Annotated in this window: 12 protein-coding genes; 2 read left to right on the forward strand and 10 right to left on the reverse strand. The window is 67.6% G+C overall.

Going from position 1 to position 14,772, the window contains the following annotated elements:
• Together antB and antC are read left to right on the forward strand one after the other, a co-directional pair.
• Entirely contained in the window at nt 1-492 is a 492-nt protein-coding gene (gene antB / locus BR71_RS07150) for an anthranilate 1,2-dioxygenase small subunit (RefSeq protein ID WP_043634791.1), read from the forward strand.
• Nucleotides 493-639: 147 nt separating this feature from the next.
• On the forward strand, nt 640-1,662 hold the full coding sequence (gene antC / locus BR71_RS07155) for an anthranilate 1,2-dioxygenase electron transfer component AntC (protein ID WP_043634794.1): 1,023 nt from the start codon (nt 640-642) through the stop codon (nt 1,660-1,662).
• A gap of 61 nt (nt 1,663-1,723) precedes the next feature.
• On the opposite strand, the gene BR71_RS07160 is transcribed toward antC, so the two are convergent.
• The 10 genes from BR71_RS07160 to BR71_RS07205 all read right to left on the reverse strand — a co-directional run.
• On the reverse strand, nt 1,724-2,101 hold the full coding sequence (locus BR71_RS07160; protein WP_196783769.1) for a DUF6277 family protein: 378 nt from the start codon (nt 2,099-2,101) through the stop codon (nt 1,724-1,726).
• Nucleotides 2,102-2,230: 129 nt separating this feature from the next.
• The gene (gene tssM / locus BR71_RS07165; protein ID WP_043634797.1) at nt 2,231-5,686 is read right to left on the reverse strand and encodes a type VI secretion system membrane subunit TssM; all 3,456 of its coding nucleotides are present in this window, start codon (nt 5,684-5,686) and stop codon (nt 2,231-2,233) included.
• Nucleotides 5,683-7,311 (reverse strand): type IVB secretion system protein IcmH/DotU, encoded by a 1,629-nt coding sequence (icmH, locus tag BR71_RS07170; RefSeq protein WP_081862586.1) that lies wholly within the window; start codon nt 7,309-7,311, stop codon nt 5,683-5,685. Before icmH ends, tssM begins: the two co-directional genes overlap by 4 nt.
• 80 nt (nt 7,312-7,391) lie before the next feature.
• Complete coding sequence (gene tssK, locus BR71_RS07175; RefSeq protein ID WP_043634800.1) at nt 7,392-8,753, reverse strand: type VI secretion system baseplate subunit TssK; 1,362 nt, start codon at nt 8,751-8,753, stop codon at nt 7,392-7,394.
• On the reverse strand, nt 8,750-9,352 hold the full coding sequence (locus BR71_RS07180; RefSeq protein ID WP_052370404.1) for a type VI secretion lipoprotein TssJ: 603 nt from the start codon (nt 9,350-9,352) through the stop codon (nt 8,750-8,752). Before BR71_RS07180 ends, tssK begins: the two co-directional genes overlap by 4 nt.
• Nucleotides 9,352-9,738 (reverse strand): DUF4150 domain-containing protein, encoded by a 387-nt coding sequence (locus BR71_RS07185; RefSeq protein ID WP_043593253.1) that lies wholly within the window; start codon nt 9,736-9,738, stop codon nt 9,352-9,354. Before BR71_RS07185 ends, BR71_RS07180 begins: the two co-directional genes overlap by 1 nt.
• 12 nt (nt 9,739-9,750) lie before the next feature.
• Entirely contained in the window at nt 9,751-10,347 is a 597-nt protein-coding gene (locus BR71_RS07190) for a DUF3540 domain-containing protein (RefSeq protein ID WP_052370405.1), read from the reverse strand.
• Nucleotides 10,347-11,426, reverse strand: coding sequence for a pentapeptide repeat-containing protein (locus BR71_RS07195; protein ID WP_052370406.1), 1,080 nt, complete (start codon nt 11,424-11,426; stop codon nt 10,347-10,349). The genes BR71_RS07190 and BR71_RS07195 overlap by 1 nt, the downstream gene beginning before the upstream one ends.
• Nucleotides 11,423-13,639 carry a DUF2169 family type VI secretion system accessory protein gene (locus tag BR71_RS07200; RefSeq protein WP_208854849.1) on the reverse strand — a complete coding sequence of 739 codons (2,217 nt, stop codon included), beginning with the start codon at nt 13,637-13,639 and terminating at the stop codon, nt 11,423-11,425. Before BR71_RS07200 ends, BR71_RS07195 begins: the two co-directional genes overlap by 4 nt.
• On the reverse strand, nt 13,639-14,772 hold a 1,134-nt coding region (locus BR71_RS07205; protein WP_043634803.1), incomplete at its 5' end, for a bacteriophage T4 gp5 trimerisation domain-containing protein. The genes BR71_RS07200 and BR71_RS07205, both read right to left, overlap by 1 nt.

Consider the following 14,772-nt stretch of genomic DNA (forward strand, 5'->3'; position numbering starts at 1 on the left):
ATGAACATCGAACTTCATTACCAAGTGGAACAGTTTCTCTACCGTCACGCCGAGCGGTGCGACAGCCAGGACTGGGACGCCTACCTGGCAGATTACGCGCCGGACTGCGAATACCACGTGCCGCAATGGGACTCCGAACACGTTTACACCACCGACCCCAAGCGCGAGATGTCGCTGATCTACTACGCCAGCCGCGCCGGCCTGGAGGACAGGGTGTTCCGCATACGCACCGGCAAATCCGCCGCCTGCAACCCGATGCCCCGCACTTTGCACCAACTGACCAATATACGCGTTGAACGCGGCGCAGACGGTTTGGTGGAAGCCCGCGTCAACTGGGCCACGTTCTACACCCGCTTTGGCGAGACCGGCTATTTCTACGGCCGCGCCGCGTACACGCTGGAGCGGCACGGCGACGGGTGGCGGATCCGGCGTCAGCATGTGCTGCTGTTGAACGATACCGTGAACGCGGTGCTGGATTTCTACCATCTCTGAGAACCTGTTTACGATCTGCCGCGCGCCGAGAGCGGGTTGCGCTTCGGAATGCTTATGTGCCGTCAGCACATTCCGCTTTCTCTGCCGCAATGTCTCTAGCTCGCAAGATCGTGAACCTGTTCGAAATCTCCAAGCGGAAGCACCGAAATGCATCAAGTGGCTTTGAATTTTATCGACGGCCATACCCTGTTTCTAGAGGCCAAGCCAGGCGAACTGCTGCTGGACGCCGCGCTGCGCCAAGGCATCAAGATCCCGATGGATTGCCGCGAAGGCGTGTGCGCCACCTGCCGCGGCCGCTGCGACCGCGGCGATTACAGCCAGGACTACGTCGATCCCGAGGCGCTATCCGCGGAGGAACTGGCGGAGCGCCGCATCCTGTCCTGCCAGACCAGGGTGTTGTCCAACGCCGCTTTTTCCTTCGACTTCGACTCCAGCCTGTGCCGGAGCGCGCCGGCAGCCCGCCTCTCCGCCGTGGTGAGCCGGGTGGAGCCGGTATCGGACAGTTGCGCCGTGCTGTGTCTGGACGCCTCGGCCGCCGAGGGCGCGCTATCCTTCCTGCCCGGCCAATACGCGCGGCTGCGCGTGCCCGGCGGCGAGCAATGGCGTGCCTACTCCTTCGCCCACGCCCCTGCCGCGGACAAGCAGCTGCGCTTCCTGGTGCGGCTGCTGCCGGACGGCGCGATGAGCAATTATCTGCGCAGTGGCTGGCGGGCCGGCGATCGCATCGAACTGGAAGCGCCGCTGGGCAGCTTCTACCTGCGGCACATCGACAAACCGGTGTTGATGTTGGCCGGCGGCACCGGCTTGTCCGCCTTTCTGGGCATGCTGGAGCAATTGGCCGAACAAGGCGGCTGCGGCCAGCCGGTGACGCTGTACTACGGCGTCAACCGCGAAGGCGATCTATGCGAGCAGCCGCGGCTGCGCGGCCTGGCCGAACGGCTGCCCGGCTTTGCCTGGCATCCGGTGGTGATGGCGGCGGAAGACGGCTGGAGCGGCAAACGCGGGCTGATCCCCGAGCACCTGGACGCGGACGCGCTGCGCGCCCAGGCCGCCGACATCTATCTATGCGGCCCGCCGCCGATGGTGGACGCGGTGCGCGACTGGCTGCGCCGTCATGGTTGCGAGCATCTCAATCTCTATCTGGAAAAATTCGCCGATAGCGGCGGCTGAACGAGCGTCGGCGCAAACGCCCAGGATGCGCGCGTCCCGGGCGTTTGCCTGTCCGTCTCGCCTATTTCTTCATGAAAGGCGCGAAGAAGGCTTCCGGCATTTCGGTGGGGAAGCCTTTGGCGTCGCTGGGGCGCAGGTCGGACATGTCCGGCTGGAAATCATAAGTCTTCTGCCGGCGCTGCTGGTCCTGATGCACCGCCACCTGTTTGTCCACCGAGGACTTGATCGCGGTCATGTGGTCCAGCATCTGGCGGCCCACGTCCTGCACATTGCCTATCAAATTGCTGGCGTTGCTGCCGGAGGCGATATTCATGCCCGGCACCGCGTTCATGAACGGCTCGGCCATGGAGCCGCCGGCGCTTTGGCCGTACTGGTGGGCGGCGCTGCACGCCTTGAGGATTTCCGCCGGGTTGATCATGTTTTCTGCAGCCTTGGTCATGGTGTTTCCTTTCAGTGGGTAATGGAACGAAACAAACAGCGGAAAAACCCGCCTGGGCCCGTTCAAAATCCGCCGTGCTGAACGGGCTCCCTCTTGTCGGGGCCGGCAATGCCGGCCCCTGAACCGTCGTCAGCCGCCTTGCGGGCAACGGAAAGACTGGATCAGCCCGGACCACAGCGGCGACGGCGAGGACAGCGACTGCCACTCTATGCGCACCGAACCCAGGCTGCCCTGATACAGGCGCTCGCGGCGGTCCGCGGTCCCGCCCACGCCGCGGCCGGCGTCGAAGAAGCGGAACAGCGCCCATGGTCCGTCGTATTGCAAGGTGTTGACGCGGCCGTCCACCGACTTCATTTGCAGCCGTATCGCCAGCTTCTGGCTCTGACCGTTCCAGTCGATGCGCTGCGGCGTGGTGGCGCCGTGGGCGAATCGCAGAGTCTGGCCGGCCAGGTCCAACTGCACCTCGGCCAGTTGCGGGTCCATGTCCAGGAAGCGCAACACCGTGGGCACCCGCAAGCGGCCGCCGTCGTCCAGCATCGCATCGCGGATGCGGCTGGCGCTTTCGTAAGCGCCAATCACCTCTTGGCTCAGCAGCGCCTGCTTGCCGCCGTCCACGCTGCGCGCCTTCCACGGCGTCACCGAGGTATCGACATAGGCGGCCAGATGCTCGCGGAAATACACCGCCATCGCGCCCTGGGGGGCGAACAGCCGCTCAAAGCCCTCAACGCTGGCGTCCGCGCCGGCGCCTCGGCGGAACGGGTAGCGGCCGGTCAAGCCCTGATCGCAGGCGCTGCGCGTGGCGCCGGCCGCGCCCTTGTTCAGCACCGCCTGGGTCTGGCTGGAGGTGGCGGCGCTGCCGTTGTTGATCAGGTCCAGCATGATGCCGCGCACCGGCTCCGGCTGCAGGCCGGCGTCGCCGCGCAGCTTGGTGAACACATCGTATTGCGCCGGCAGCACTTGGCCGGTTTGCAGGGCACCGTTGACCAGGCCCAGCTGGCGGTACAAAGAATCGAACAGCCGCGCCAGCGGATTGCTGCCGCTGTTGTCGTTCTTCTCCAGTTGCTTGGCGATCTGGCGCAAGGCCTGGAAGTGCTCCTCCACCGCGTGCTCCGGCAGCAAGGTGGTGCGGTAGCGCTCGCCGTTGATCTCGCCCACCAGAGAGCGGCGGCTTTTTTCCAGCCGCGCCTTCTGGCGGTCTATCCAACTATCCATGCCGCCGTCGTAGCTGCCGGTCAACATGGTTTCGCGTCCGGCGAAACGCAGCAGATTGGCCAGCGGCGATTGCGAGTTCATCATCGATGCCGCCAACTGCGCGGCGTCGTCCAGGCCGGTGACGGAGCGCACGCTGACATTGGCCAAAAAGCTTTGCCAGGCGGTGATGTAGTCCTGCAGATATTGATTGCGGGCGCTGTCGGCCAGCTTCTGCACCAGGCTGTCGATCTCAAAGCCATTGCCGCGCAGCGGCTCGTTGCGCAGCACCCAGCTCTGCTCCTCCAGCATGGCGCGGGCGCTGGGCTCCAGCCGAGGCAGGAAGGCGTCCACATAACCTGCGCGGGTGTACCAGCCGGAAACGGCGCTGTCGGTGTCCGGCACGTTGTTGCGCATGCGCAAGCTCATCGCAGAGCCAAAGCCCGCCGCGCGCGCCAGCGAGATGTCCTGTATCTGGGACGGCAGGCCCTGCTCCCGCACATGGTTGAGCACCCGAGTCACTACCGGAATCTGCGAAGCGCGGGCGCGGGCAGTCTGCACCAGGTTGGCGTCCTCCGGCGCCGCCGGCAGGCCGGGCAGCGTGATCAGCGCGCGCGCGTCGGCGATCAGCATGCGCCGGTCCTCGTCGTTGTACTGCCCTTCGGACAGCGCTTCCCAGCGGCCGGAGATCCAACGCTCCACCGCGCTGGCGGAGCGGTACTGCGGCCGGCACAACATCAGATAGACCTTGAGCGTCAGGAAGATGTCGCCGGGGCTGCCTTCGGTCTGCGCCTGCAAGGTGCGCTTCACCTCGTTGTACAGTTCCGGCATCAGCGTTTTCTGCAAGTGGCGGTGATAGGTGGCGGTGGCGGTTTCAGCCACGCGGCGGTGCTCGAAGTACGGCGTCCTCATCCCGCGCTCGGCGCTTTCAGCCTGGGCCTGCGCGTAGCGCATTTGCGCCGCCACCGCCAGTAACGGCGATCCGGCGCTGGGCGCGCTGCCGGCCTGTTCCCGCGCCAGTGTCTTGCCCTCGCTGAACTGAGCCCAGACGTATTCCAGATAGTTGCGCTCGGCGAAATAGCCCCAGGCCACCCAGACCAGCAAGGCCAGCGCCAGCGCCGGCAAAGCCGCCCAGCGCAGCGCGTTCAGCAACCGGCGCTTGCGCGATGGCGGCGCGGGCGGAGCCGGCCGTTCCCGCGCCTGGCGTTCGGCCGCGGTCAGGTTCTGCTCCATCAATTGCCGTTCCACGGCCACCTGCCGCAGCAAGGGCGTCCACAGCTCGCCCAAGGGCCGCGTCGTCGGCTCCGGGCCGTCGATTTCAATGTCGGCCACTTCCGCCACCGAACCCAGCCACAGCCCGCGCAAATGGGCGGCGTCTTCGTCGCCGTCGCGGGCGAACAGCGGCGGCAGCAAGCCTTGCAGCGCTTGGCGCAGCCGGCCCAGCGCCTCCACGAAGCGCAGCTGGGCGTGGTTGACCTCCACCTCGCCGGCCAAGGGCGCGGCAAACAATACTTGGCGTTGCACCCGTTGTTCCAGGCTATGCAAGGCCGGCGCCCAAGCGCCGGAAGCGTCCGCGCCGGCGTCCAGCGGCAAGGGGAAGCCGATGCCGCGCGCCCAGCGCTCCGGCCGCATCTGGTTCAGCATCGCCAACGCGCCGTCCAGCCGGTCCGTCCCGGTCAGCGCCAGGTAGACGTTGGGGGTGCGGCCCAGGCCGTCGCGCAGCTTGAGCAGGCGTTGGCGCAAAGTGGCGGCCATTTGCTGACGGCGTTTGGACGCCATCGAGATCAAATCGTCGCCGCCCACGCACAGCACCACTCCGCTGACGCGGATCTTGTCGCGCAAAGCGACCAGACCGGCCAGCAGCTTGTCCCAGGCCGCCGCGGCCTCCTGGTCGTAACCTTCGCCGATATTCCACTGCCCCTGGGTATCCAGCCACACCGCGTCCGAGGACAGGCGGAAGTCCAGTCCCAGGCCCTGCCCTATCGCCGCCGCCGGCTCCGCTCCATCGCGCAGCGTCCAGGACAACAAGCTGCTTTTGCCGCTGCCGGCGGCGCCCAACAGCAGATAGCACGGCAGCGGCGCGCCGCCGCGGCGGCTCAGCTGGCGTTCCAGTTGCTGCAAAGTGTCGCTGATGTAATCCGGCGGGCCGGGGTCCGGCTCAGGCTCGGGCGCCGGTTTGGGCGCGCGGCGGAAGGAACGCGGCGCGGCGGTCAGCCGGCCCCACAGCCAGCTCAGCAGCGGCCAGAAGCCCCAGATCAACGCTGCCGCGACTAAGATTTGCCGCAGCAGCGCCCAGCCCAGCGGCCGGTAGACGCCGATGGAAATCAGCGGTCCTATCCACCAGATCGCCAGAGCGATCAACAGCGCGATCAACACGCGCATACTTTGCCGGATCATGGTTGTTGCTCCTTATAGCCGGGCTCAAGCGGGCTGGGTCCGTTGCCTATGCCGACGCCGGGCGCCAGCGTCTGCGGGGCGGGCGTCTGCGGGGATTGGGCTTGGGGGACGGATGGCTGGGCCTGTGCGCCCTTGGCGGCGTCGGCCACTTTCCACAACACGTCGACGCGGCGGTTGCGTTCATAGGCGGCTGGGGTCTGCGCCGCGTCCAACGGCGCGCTGTCACCGCGTCCCGAGGAGTCGATGCGGCGCGCCACCGCGTTGTCGGGCGCTTGCGCGCCGCCGGGAATCGCGGTCTGGCGCAGAGAGTCCGCCACCGAGCGCGCGCGCGCCTCGGACAAGCGCTGATTGCTGGGGAAGGCGCTGGTCTGGATGGGTTGGCGGTCGGTGTGGCCTATCACCTCCAGATCGCCCGGCCACGGCGCGAAAGCCTGGCCCAGCCGTTCGATGTTTTTCTGGAAGGAGGCCCGCACCTCGGCCTTGCCCACGTCGAAGGCGCCGTCGCTGCGGAAAACCAGCAGCCAGCCCTGCGGGTGCTTATAGGCCACCAGCCAGCCTTCGGACAGCAGCTGCGGCAGCGGAGGCGGCAAGGTGGTGGCCAGATTGATGGCCCGCAGCGGCGGGGTCCAGGCCGCCAGGGCTTCGCGTATCGGCCGGCCCAGCAGATCCAGGCTGATGTTGGCCGCGCCGTAGGCCAGCGCCACCACGCCCAGCGCGATGGCGCCGCCGCGCAAGGGCGTCAGCCAGCGCTGGCGAGGGGGCGCTTCGGGCTCCGGCGGCGGCGGGGGCGGCGGGGGCTCGATCAATTCCGCCCCCAGCGGCTCCGGCTCCCGCTGGCGCCAAATGGCGGCATGCAGCTGCGAGCGTAAATCCTGCAGCAACGCCTCGCCGCGCTCCAGCACCCGGTAGCGGCCCTGCCAGCCCAAGGCCAGCACCAGCTCGTAAAGCTCCAGCAAAGGGGTGGGTGCCGGCTCGTGGCGCAGCCAGCGCTGCAGGTCGGCGAAGGCGTCCTCCCCGCCCCAGGCATCGTCGTGGAACTCCACCAAAAGGCTGCGCTCGCCGTCGTAGGGCTGTTGGCCGGCGCCGCGCGCCGCGTCGTTGCAGACTTCGTCCAGATAGGTGCACAGCAGATAGGAGGCGTCCTGAGCCTGCTGCCACTCGCAGCCGGACGCGGCCAGCCGTTCTCGGTAAAGCTTGAGTTCCAGGCCCAATTGGGCGCGGATCTGCGCCTGGCTCTCCGCCGCGCCGCCTTGAAGCCGCTGTAATTGCAGCACCGCCGGCAAGGCGTGGGAGATGAAGGGGTTGTCCCATTGCGCTTGTTGCAAGCCGGCCTTGAGCAGGCCGCCGCGCGCTCCGGAGCGCTGATAGATCACCGGCGCGTCGTCGGTCTCCGCCTGCGCCCTGCCCGCGCCCGCCGTCGGCGGCGCGGCGGGCGGGAGGGCCAGCGGCAAGGCGTTCAAGGCTTCCGGTTCGGCTTCGGCCTCCAAGGTGGACACTTGCTGGCCGGGCATCAGCAAAGGCAGGTTTTCCAGCCGGCTGCGCATCGCGCCCTCCAGCATGCCGCTGTTCAGGTGCGCGGCGGAGGCCCGGCGGAAGATGGAGGAAAAATTGTGCAGCAGATTCATTTTCGTTCACTCTTTCGGCTATTTGGTTTTGAGCCTGTTTTACGACCCCGCTAAGCTGCGCGGCAGGTCGCAAACAGGTTCTAAGCGACCTTGCCTTCGCGCAGCCCCCAGGCCTCGAACCGCATATCCTGGAAGTCCCCGACGATGCGGAGCGCCAGCGCCGAGCCCGCGAAGGCCTGCGCCCAAAACGGGTCGCTGGACTCCACTTCGAAGTACACGCTCTGCGCGTAGTACGGCACCTGGCGCGGCGGGTTGGGCGTCGGGATCAGCCGCGCGCCCGGCAATTGCAAGTCCACCAGCTTCTGGATCTGTTCCACCGCGCCCAGTTTGGCCTGCTGCGGCAAGAGCTGGCGCAGCTTGTCCGCCGGCATCGCCGCGGAGAAGGCGAAGACCATCTTCTGCAGCTTCCACTGGCGGTCCACCACGCAGACATGCACTTGGTCGCCGCGGTCCTCAAACTTCAGCGGCAGCACCGGGGTTTCGATCACCCTGGCCAGCGCGTAGCGCAAGGTGGCGGCCAACGGCTCGAAGCTGGCTTGCAGCTCATCGTGGCGGTAGGCGAACTGCCGCTCGGCCAATGCCTCGTCCACGCCGGGCAGCACGCTGAGCCGGCCCAGCAGGCCGATCAACTCCTGGAACAGCAAGGCCGGCGGCAGCGGGTTGAAGGCGTCCAGGTGAGCCAAGCGCATCCGGTATTCGGCGATGCCCTGGCGCAGCATCAACTCCACCAGGTCCGCCAGGCCGCCGCCGGCGGACAGCACTCGCAAGCCGGCGCTGCCGGCCAGCCGCACTTGCAGCGTGCTTTGCAACTCCTCGATCAGCGCTCGCAGCGTCTGGTGGGCGCGGCTGTCCAGCAGCGGCGGGATGAAACGCGGGTCCAGCAACAGCGTCAGCGCGCTGCTGCGCCCCGCCACCCGGGCGAAGGGCAAGGCGGTTTCCTCGGCGCGCAATTGCGATTGCCAGCACAGCCGCGTCATCATGCGGCCGGTTTCCAGCGTCAGGCGGCGCGGCGAGCCCGGCGCGTCCAGGCCCACGCTGAGATCGGGCACCTCGGTGGCGGCGGCGCGGTAGCGCGCGGCCGCAGACGCGTCGCCAAAGGCCATTTCCGGGCCGCCGCAACCGGCGGCCGGCAGCGCCAGGCAGGCAATGTCGCCGGCCTGGGCGTCCGAGGTGTCCAGCGGGGCCGGCAAAGGGTCGTGAGCCGGCAGCGCGAACGGGGTGCCGTCCGGCAAAATGCCTTCGGCCGCGCGCAGGCCCAAGCGGCCGAGCCCCAAACCGTCGCTGTCCACATCCAGCAGGGAAAAGCCCCAGCCATGGTTGGAGGTCTGACGCAGGCGCAGGCCGAACTGATGAGCCAAGTGGCGTTCCTGCTGCTGAAAATGCTGGGTTTCTATCAACATGCCGTCGCTCCAGGCGACGGGTCCTACTGGCAAAGCGCTCATGGGCTTTCCTCCAAATGGGCGATGGGCGCCTTGCGCGTCTTGCGCCAAGGCTTGCGGGAGGGCTTGGCCGGCGGCGGCGACGCGGCCGGGGCCGATGCGGAGACGTCCGCCAATGGGGCGGCGGCGGGCCGCAGAGCGTCGACAATGCGGTTGCGCTCCAGCAGCACCGCCAAATGGATCAGCTGGCGGCCGTCCACCCGGATGCGCAGCGGCGCGTAGCCGGGCGGCTTGCTGGCGAAATCGGCGTCCGCCAACAGCCAGACCGGGTCCGAGCCGGACGCCGGCAGCAGCACTTGCTGCACCTGGTTGGGCGCCACCACGTGGCGGGATTCGGCCGCCACTTCCCGGCCGCGCTGGGCGCAGCTGGAATCCTCCAGCCCGGCAGGCGGCAGCCAGTTGGCTTCTCGCACCACGTACAGGCAGACCTGCACCGGCCGCGGTCCGCCGCCGCTGTTGTTGAGCTGGCCGCCGCCCACCAGGGTGACGTGCAACTGGCGCGGCCCGTCGTCTCCGCGCGAGGAAAACAGCGAAGAGCAGCCTGGCAGACCAGCCAGCGCGCACAGCAGCAGCGCGCGCCGGACAAAGGGAAAAGAGATCATTAGCTCAAGGTCATGGTGATGGTCTGGGAAGGCGCCACCGTCTGCCCGGCGGTGTTCTGGTTATTGGGCAGATTGGTGTCGGTCAGCCGCGTCTGCGGCGCGCCCTGAATCAGCACCTTGCCGGAGCCGGTCACGTGGCGGGACAGCGCCGCCACCGTGCCGGAGGCCACCCCGCCCATGGAGCCGCCCTCGTCGCCGTGAGTCATCGGAATGATGGTGTTGAGGTTGTGCACCGGGCCGCCGGCGTAAATGATGGTCGGCACATTGGGCACCGCCTCCGGCTTGTTGGCGATATTGGCGTAGGTGGACGGAATCCCCAGCGGCGGGGTCTTGCAGACGTCGGAAGCCGCGAGGGCCATGCCGCCGGCGGAACAATTGGCGAACATCGCATTTCTCCTTTAGGCAACGTGAATCTGGCCGGCGTCGAGCTTCAACAGCGAAGCCGAACTCAGCGCCGTGCTCTTGGCGTGCAGCCCCATGTGGCGGTCCGCGTGCAGCAACAGGCTGCCGCAGTGCTCGGCGTCGGTGCCGCCGATATGGGTCTGCCGCTCCTGCGCCGAGGTGGCGATGGCCTGGGCGCGGCTATTGAGCTGCCGGCCGCTCAGGCTCAGCTCGCCGTCGGCGCACAGATGCAGTTCGGCGGCGTGCAGTTGCACGCTGGCCGCGCCCAGTTCCAAGCGGCAAACCCCGCCCGGCTGCGGGCGCTCCAGGATGGCCAACACCCAGCAAGCCTCATCCGCCGCAGCCAGTTGCACCAGATCGCCGCGTTGCGGCCGCACCAGGCAACTGAAGGCGGCGCGCGCCTGGCGCAGCGCGCCGGACGGCAGCCGGACCAGCCATTCGCCGTCCTTCTCGCCTTGCGCGCATACCCGCGCCGGCAGCCATTCCTGGCTGGGTCGCGGCGTAGGCGTGCCCACGCGCAGCGCGCGCAGCACTGGATCGGACTCGGCCGGAGTTTCGGCCCAGGCCAGGGCGCTTTCTTGCATCCATGTCATCATGCGGCTCCTCTAGGTCCGGGCTGCGCCTGTTGCCGCCAAGCCCGGTCTTGCTCAAGTTTGCTATCGTCGAACAGCGCGCCGGCGGTGTCGGCCACGCTCCATGCGCCGCGCGGCTGGCCTACCAGCCGGCCCCCGCGGCAGTCGCAGCCGGACAACTTCACCGACTGCAGCGCGGCGCCGCTGGCGTCCAGTCCGCGCAGATTGGCGCCTGACAGGTTGACCTGCTCCAGCCGCGCCTGCCGCAGCGATAGCCGCGGCGCGTTCAATTGCTCAAAAGCGCAATCCTCCAAGCGCGCGCCGTCGAACATGGCCTGCTCCAGATCCGCCTCGCGCGTCTGCACTCGGCGCAGCCGGGCCTGGTCGAAACTGGCGCCGACCAGGCGGCTGGAGCGGATGGCGCCGCCGTTCCAGACACTGTGCGACCAGGCCGCCTGTTTCAGTTCGCAGTGGTCCAGCGCCATATGCTCCAGTTCGCAATCTATCCAGCGCGCGTTCAAGCCGCGGCAGGCGCTCAGCGCCACGCGCCGCGCCTGGCTTTGGCCGTGAATGAAGTTGTGCAGCTCGGCCTCCTCCACGCTGAAGCCGTCCAGCTGATTGCGTATCCAGGCGCTGTCCGACCAGCAGCCGCCTTGCAGCCGCCATTCCCGCAGCCGGCAGTCGACGAAAGAGCCGTGCTCGCTGCGAACATCGCTGACGTGCCAGCCAGCGGCGTCCAATTCCACGCAGGAAAAATCCCGTTGCCGCCCGCCCCGCCACTGGGCCCCGGACGCAATCACCCGCTGCCACCCCACCCGCTCCAGCTCGCACTCCTCCCAGACGCAGTCGATGAACTGGCTGTCGGCGCAACCCATCTCATGCCAGACGCAACGCTCGAAACGATTGGTTTCGAAGCGGCAATTGACGAAGCGCGCTTCCTTAAAGCGGCACTGTCGCCAGTGCACGCGCTCGAAACTGCAATCGATGTAGACCACGCGGCTCAGCGTCTCCGCCGGCGGCGCGTCGAATCGCCGCCCCTCCACCACGGCGGGCAACGCTCCGGCCAGCTCCCGCAACGAGGCCTCCCGCGCCGCGCTCATTGCGCCCTCCTCGGCCAATCCTGGCGCCCGGTTTCCAAATTGCCGCGCCAGCCCCCGCTGGACGGCGGCTGCATCCAGGCGGTTTTGGCGTCGATCAGATTGCAGCCCTCCATCCGGCTCTCGCTCAGGCTTGCGCCGTAGAACAGGGCGTCCTTCAACGCGCAAGCTTCGAAGCGGGCTCGTTCCAGCTTGGCGTGGGTGGCGTTAAGGCCGTCCAGCGCGCAACTCCGCCACAACGAATCCGGCGCTCGCAAGCGTTGCGCGTGCAGTTGCGGGCAGGCGCAGTGCTCAATCCGCAGTTGCGCAGCGTCCAGATCCTGCCAACTGCAAGACAGCAGCTCGCAGTCTTCCAGCCGCGCCTGGCGCAGCGAGCTGCCGTGGGACAATACGCCGAAACGCTGCTGGCAGCGCTGCCAGACGCTGGCGGACAGATCCGTGTCCAGCGCGCTGAACTTCAACAGCCGGCATTGCCGCCAGCCGCTACGCGGCAGTTGGCACTCCACTAGCCCAAGTCCGTCGGCTTGTACCCCGGTGAAATGCCAATCCTCCGCACGAACCCGGCACCAATTGACCTGGTCCCAACGCAGCTGGCCAACCCGGCCGCCGGCGCCGCCCTCGCCCTGCACCGTGACCGCGCGCCAGGCGCCGCCGTTAATCGCGATGTCGTCCAGCCGGCAATCCTCTATGCCCAACTGCGCCAGTTCGACGCCGTTCCAAACGCTGGCGCCCAGATTGGAGCGGTTCAGACCGCCGCCGGTCCAGCGCACCGCGTCCAGCACGGTGCCGGCCAGCGAGCAATCGACGAACTGCACCTGTTCCAGCCGGCATTGCCGCCAACGGCCGTGGTCCAATTTGCAGCGTTCGAAGCGCACCTGGCTTAGCTCGTGGCCGTCGAAAATCAGGCCGCTCAGGTCGGCGTCGCATATGGTCAACTCGCTCCAGGGGCCGCGTTCGCCTTGCAGCCGCTCGCGCCAGTTCTCCCCGTCGGCCGCCGCTTGCGGCAGGCCGGCCAAGGCGTTTTCATTGGCGCGAACAAAGGACTGCAGCCGGGTTTGCGCCGCCTGCGCCTCGCGCAAGGCCTTATGATTTTGTTCCAGCCGCGCGCGAATCTCGGCGCGGTCGCGCGGGGGCGGCGCGAAGCGCGGGTGGTCAGCGGAGTCGAGTATCTGCTCCCAGACCCAGCCGCGCGCTGGATCCGGCATCAGCGCGTGATCGGCCAACAGCAAGGGGTCTTGATCGTCCAAGCGGGAGCGGCGCTCGGCGAAGGCGGCCAGCTCCGCCGGCCGTTCAGGTTCGGCGGCGTCCTTGAAGCCCAGCGCCAGCCGGCCGACGCCGTCGTCCAATACATAATCCAGCGGTAGAAAGCCGTTCCACCACATCACGCCCAGGTCCGCGTCCGGCAGCAGCCACACGGTTTGCAATGCCAGTTCCGGCCGTTCGTCCAGCGGGCCGTCCCCCCGCCCCGCCAGCAACAGCGGCCGCACAGCCGGCAACCGTCCCTGGACTTCTCCGCCGCGAAAGCCGCTAAGCGCGAACGGCGCTTGAGCCGGCCAGCAGGCCTGGTCCGACCACTGGTCCGGCGCCGCCTGCTGGAAAAAGCGCAGATCGGTGGCCGCCGGCCATCCCATATGGCTACCGTCGTCCGCCATTGCTTGCGGCGAGCCGGCGAAGCGCGGCTGCCATTGGCGGCGCTCCGGCCAATCGCTGCCCAACGGCCCCATCGCCGCCAGCGGCGCCGGGCTCACGTTCAAGCCGCGGACCCGTTGCAAAGGCGGCGACGCGTGGCGTTGGCCGAAAGGATTTTCGCCTTGCAGGCCGGCCGCCGCCTGGCGCGGGTCCAGCGCCAGGCTGGCCTCGACGCGTCCGCCGTCCATACGTGGCTGCGCCCGGCAGCTCGCGATCTTGCGCACGCCGCCCAACTCGGCCTCGGCCAGCCAGTCCAATACGCCGACGCCGGCCGCCGGGCCGCGATAATGCGCGCTGCCCAGCAGCAGCCATTCAGCGCGCAGCTTGGGCATTGCCGGTTCGAACAGCGGCAGCGCCGGCTTGGCCGCCTTGATCGCCTCCCAGCACGCGGCCTCGTGCGCCAGGATGAAGGGATCGCTCAGGCGGAAACCGATGCCGACGCCGATGCGCAACATGGCTTGGGAACCGATCTGGGTGCGCGACGAGGAAACAAGCGCCGCCTGGGGTTTGATATGACGCAAGGGCATCAGCTTTTGACCTCCATGCCGACTTTTTTCAGATCCACGCCGGTGTCCGAGTAGGACGCGCCGGTGTAGGAGTATTTGAAACCGGTGGTGGAGCTGCTAAAGCCGGTGCTGCTGACTTCCGAGCCCACGGAACTGATGCTGGAACCGGTGCTGGACATCTTGCTGCCCACCGCTTTGATTTCAGCGCCGGTCAGCGAAGTGTCGCTGCCCACCAGCTTGACCGAGGCGCCGGTGGTGGACGCCGAACAGCCGGTGACGCTGGCGTCGGACCCGGTGGTGGACATCTTGCTGCCGACCACCTTGGTGGCGCTGCCGGTGGTCGACATCTCCGTGCCCGTCACGCTGATTGAGGTACCGGTGTCCGACATCGAAGTGCCGATCACGCTCTTGGAGCTGCCGGTCACCGACATCTTGTTGCCGGTCACGCTGGTGGAGGTGCCGGTATAGGACGAAGACACGCCGATCATGCTTTGCGACATGCCGGTCGCCGATACGCTGGTGCCCGTCATCGAGGCGGACACGCCGGTCATGCCCTGCGAGGTGCCGGTCACCGAGGTGCGTGTGCCGGTCAGGCTGGTGGACACCCCGGTAAAGCTGGTGGACACCCCGATGAAGCTCGTCGATATCCCGACGAAGCTGGTGGAAACCCCCTTAAAACTGGTGTCCACCCCGGTAAAGCCGGTGGAAACGCCGGTAAAACTGGTCGACACCCCGATGAAGCTGGTGGACAGGCCGGTAAAGCTGGTCGATACCCCGGTGAAGCTGGCCGACAAGCCGGTGAAGGACACCGACACCCCCGTGAAACTGATCGAAGCCCCAGTGACCGAAGTGGACGTGCCCTTGACCGAGATGTTCTTGTCCTGGCCCACCGCCTCCGAGCTGTTGCGCTCGGTGGTCTGCTGCATGTCGCGCTCGGCGTGCACCATCACCCGCTCGGCGCCGCGCTGGTCGTCGAAAGTGATCTGGCTGGCGTTGCTGTAGCGGCCCTGCTTCAAGGAGCGGGTCACCAGGCCGGTGTAACGGATGTCTTTCGGCAAGTCGTACGGCGTGGGGTTGTCGCCGTTGTAGACGATGCCGGTCACCATGGGCCGGTCCAGATCGCCGTCCACATAAGTGACCAGCACTTCCTGACC

The organism is Chromobacterium haemolyticum DSM 19808 (assembly GCF_000711885.1).
Lineage (GTDB): Bacteria > Pseudomonadota > Gammaproteobacteria > Burkholderiales > Chromobacteriaceae > Chromobacterium > Chromobacterium haemolyticum.

Excerpts from the sequence above, each read along its gene's own strand:
- antB (WP_043634791.1), top strand. The coding sequence starts at position 1 with ATGAACATCGAACTTCATTACCAAGTGGAACAGTTTCTCTACCGTCAC.
- antC (WP_043634794.1), top strand. The coding sequence starts at position 640 with ATGCATCAAGTGGCTTTGAATTTTATCGACGGCCATACCCTGTTTCTA.
- BR71_RS07160 (WP_196783769.1), bottom strand. The coding sequence starts at position 2,101 with ATGACCAAGGCTGCAGAAAACATGATCAACCCGGCGGAAATCCTCAAG.
- tssM (WP_043634797.1), bottom strand. The coding sequence starts at position 5,686 with ATGATCCGGCAAAGTATGCGCGTGTTGATCGCGCTGTTGATCGCTCTG.
- icmH (WP_081862586.1), bottom strand. The coding sequence starts at position 7,311 with ATGAATCTGCTGCACAATTTTTCCTCCATCTTCCGCCGGGCCTCCGCC.
- tssK (WP_043634800.1), bottom strand. The coding sequence starts at position 8,753 with ATGAGCGCTTTGCCAGTAGGACCCGTCGCCTGGAGCGACGGCATGTTG.
- BR71_RS07180 (WP_052370404.1), bottom strand. The coding sequence starts at position 9,352 with ATGATCTCTTTTCCCTTTGTCCGGCGCGCGCTGCTGCTGTGCGCGCTG.
- BR71_RS07185 (WP_043593253.1), bottom strand. The coding sequence starts at position 9,738 with ATGTTCGCCAATTGTTCCGCCGGCGGCATGGCCCTCGCGGCTTCCGAC.
- BR71_RS07190 (WP_052370405.1), bottom strand. The coding sequence starts at position 10,347 with ATGACATGGATGCAAGAAAGCGCCCTGGCCTGGGCCGAAACTCCGGCC.
- BR71_RS07195 (WP_052370406.1), bottom strand. The coding sequence starts at position 11,426 with ATGAGCGCGGCGCGGGAGGCCTCGTTGCGGGAGCTGGCCGGAGCGTTG.
- BR71_RS07200 (WP_208854849.1), bottom strand. The coding sequence starts at position 13,639 with ATGCCCTTGCGTCATATCAAACCCCAGGCGGCGCTTGTTTCCTCGTCG.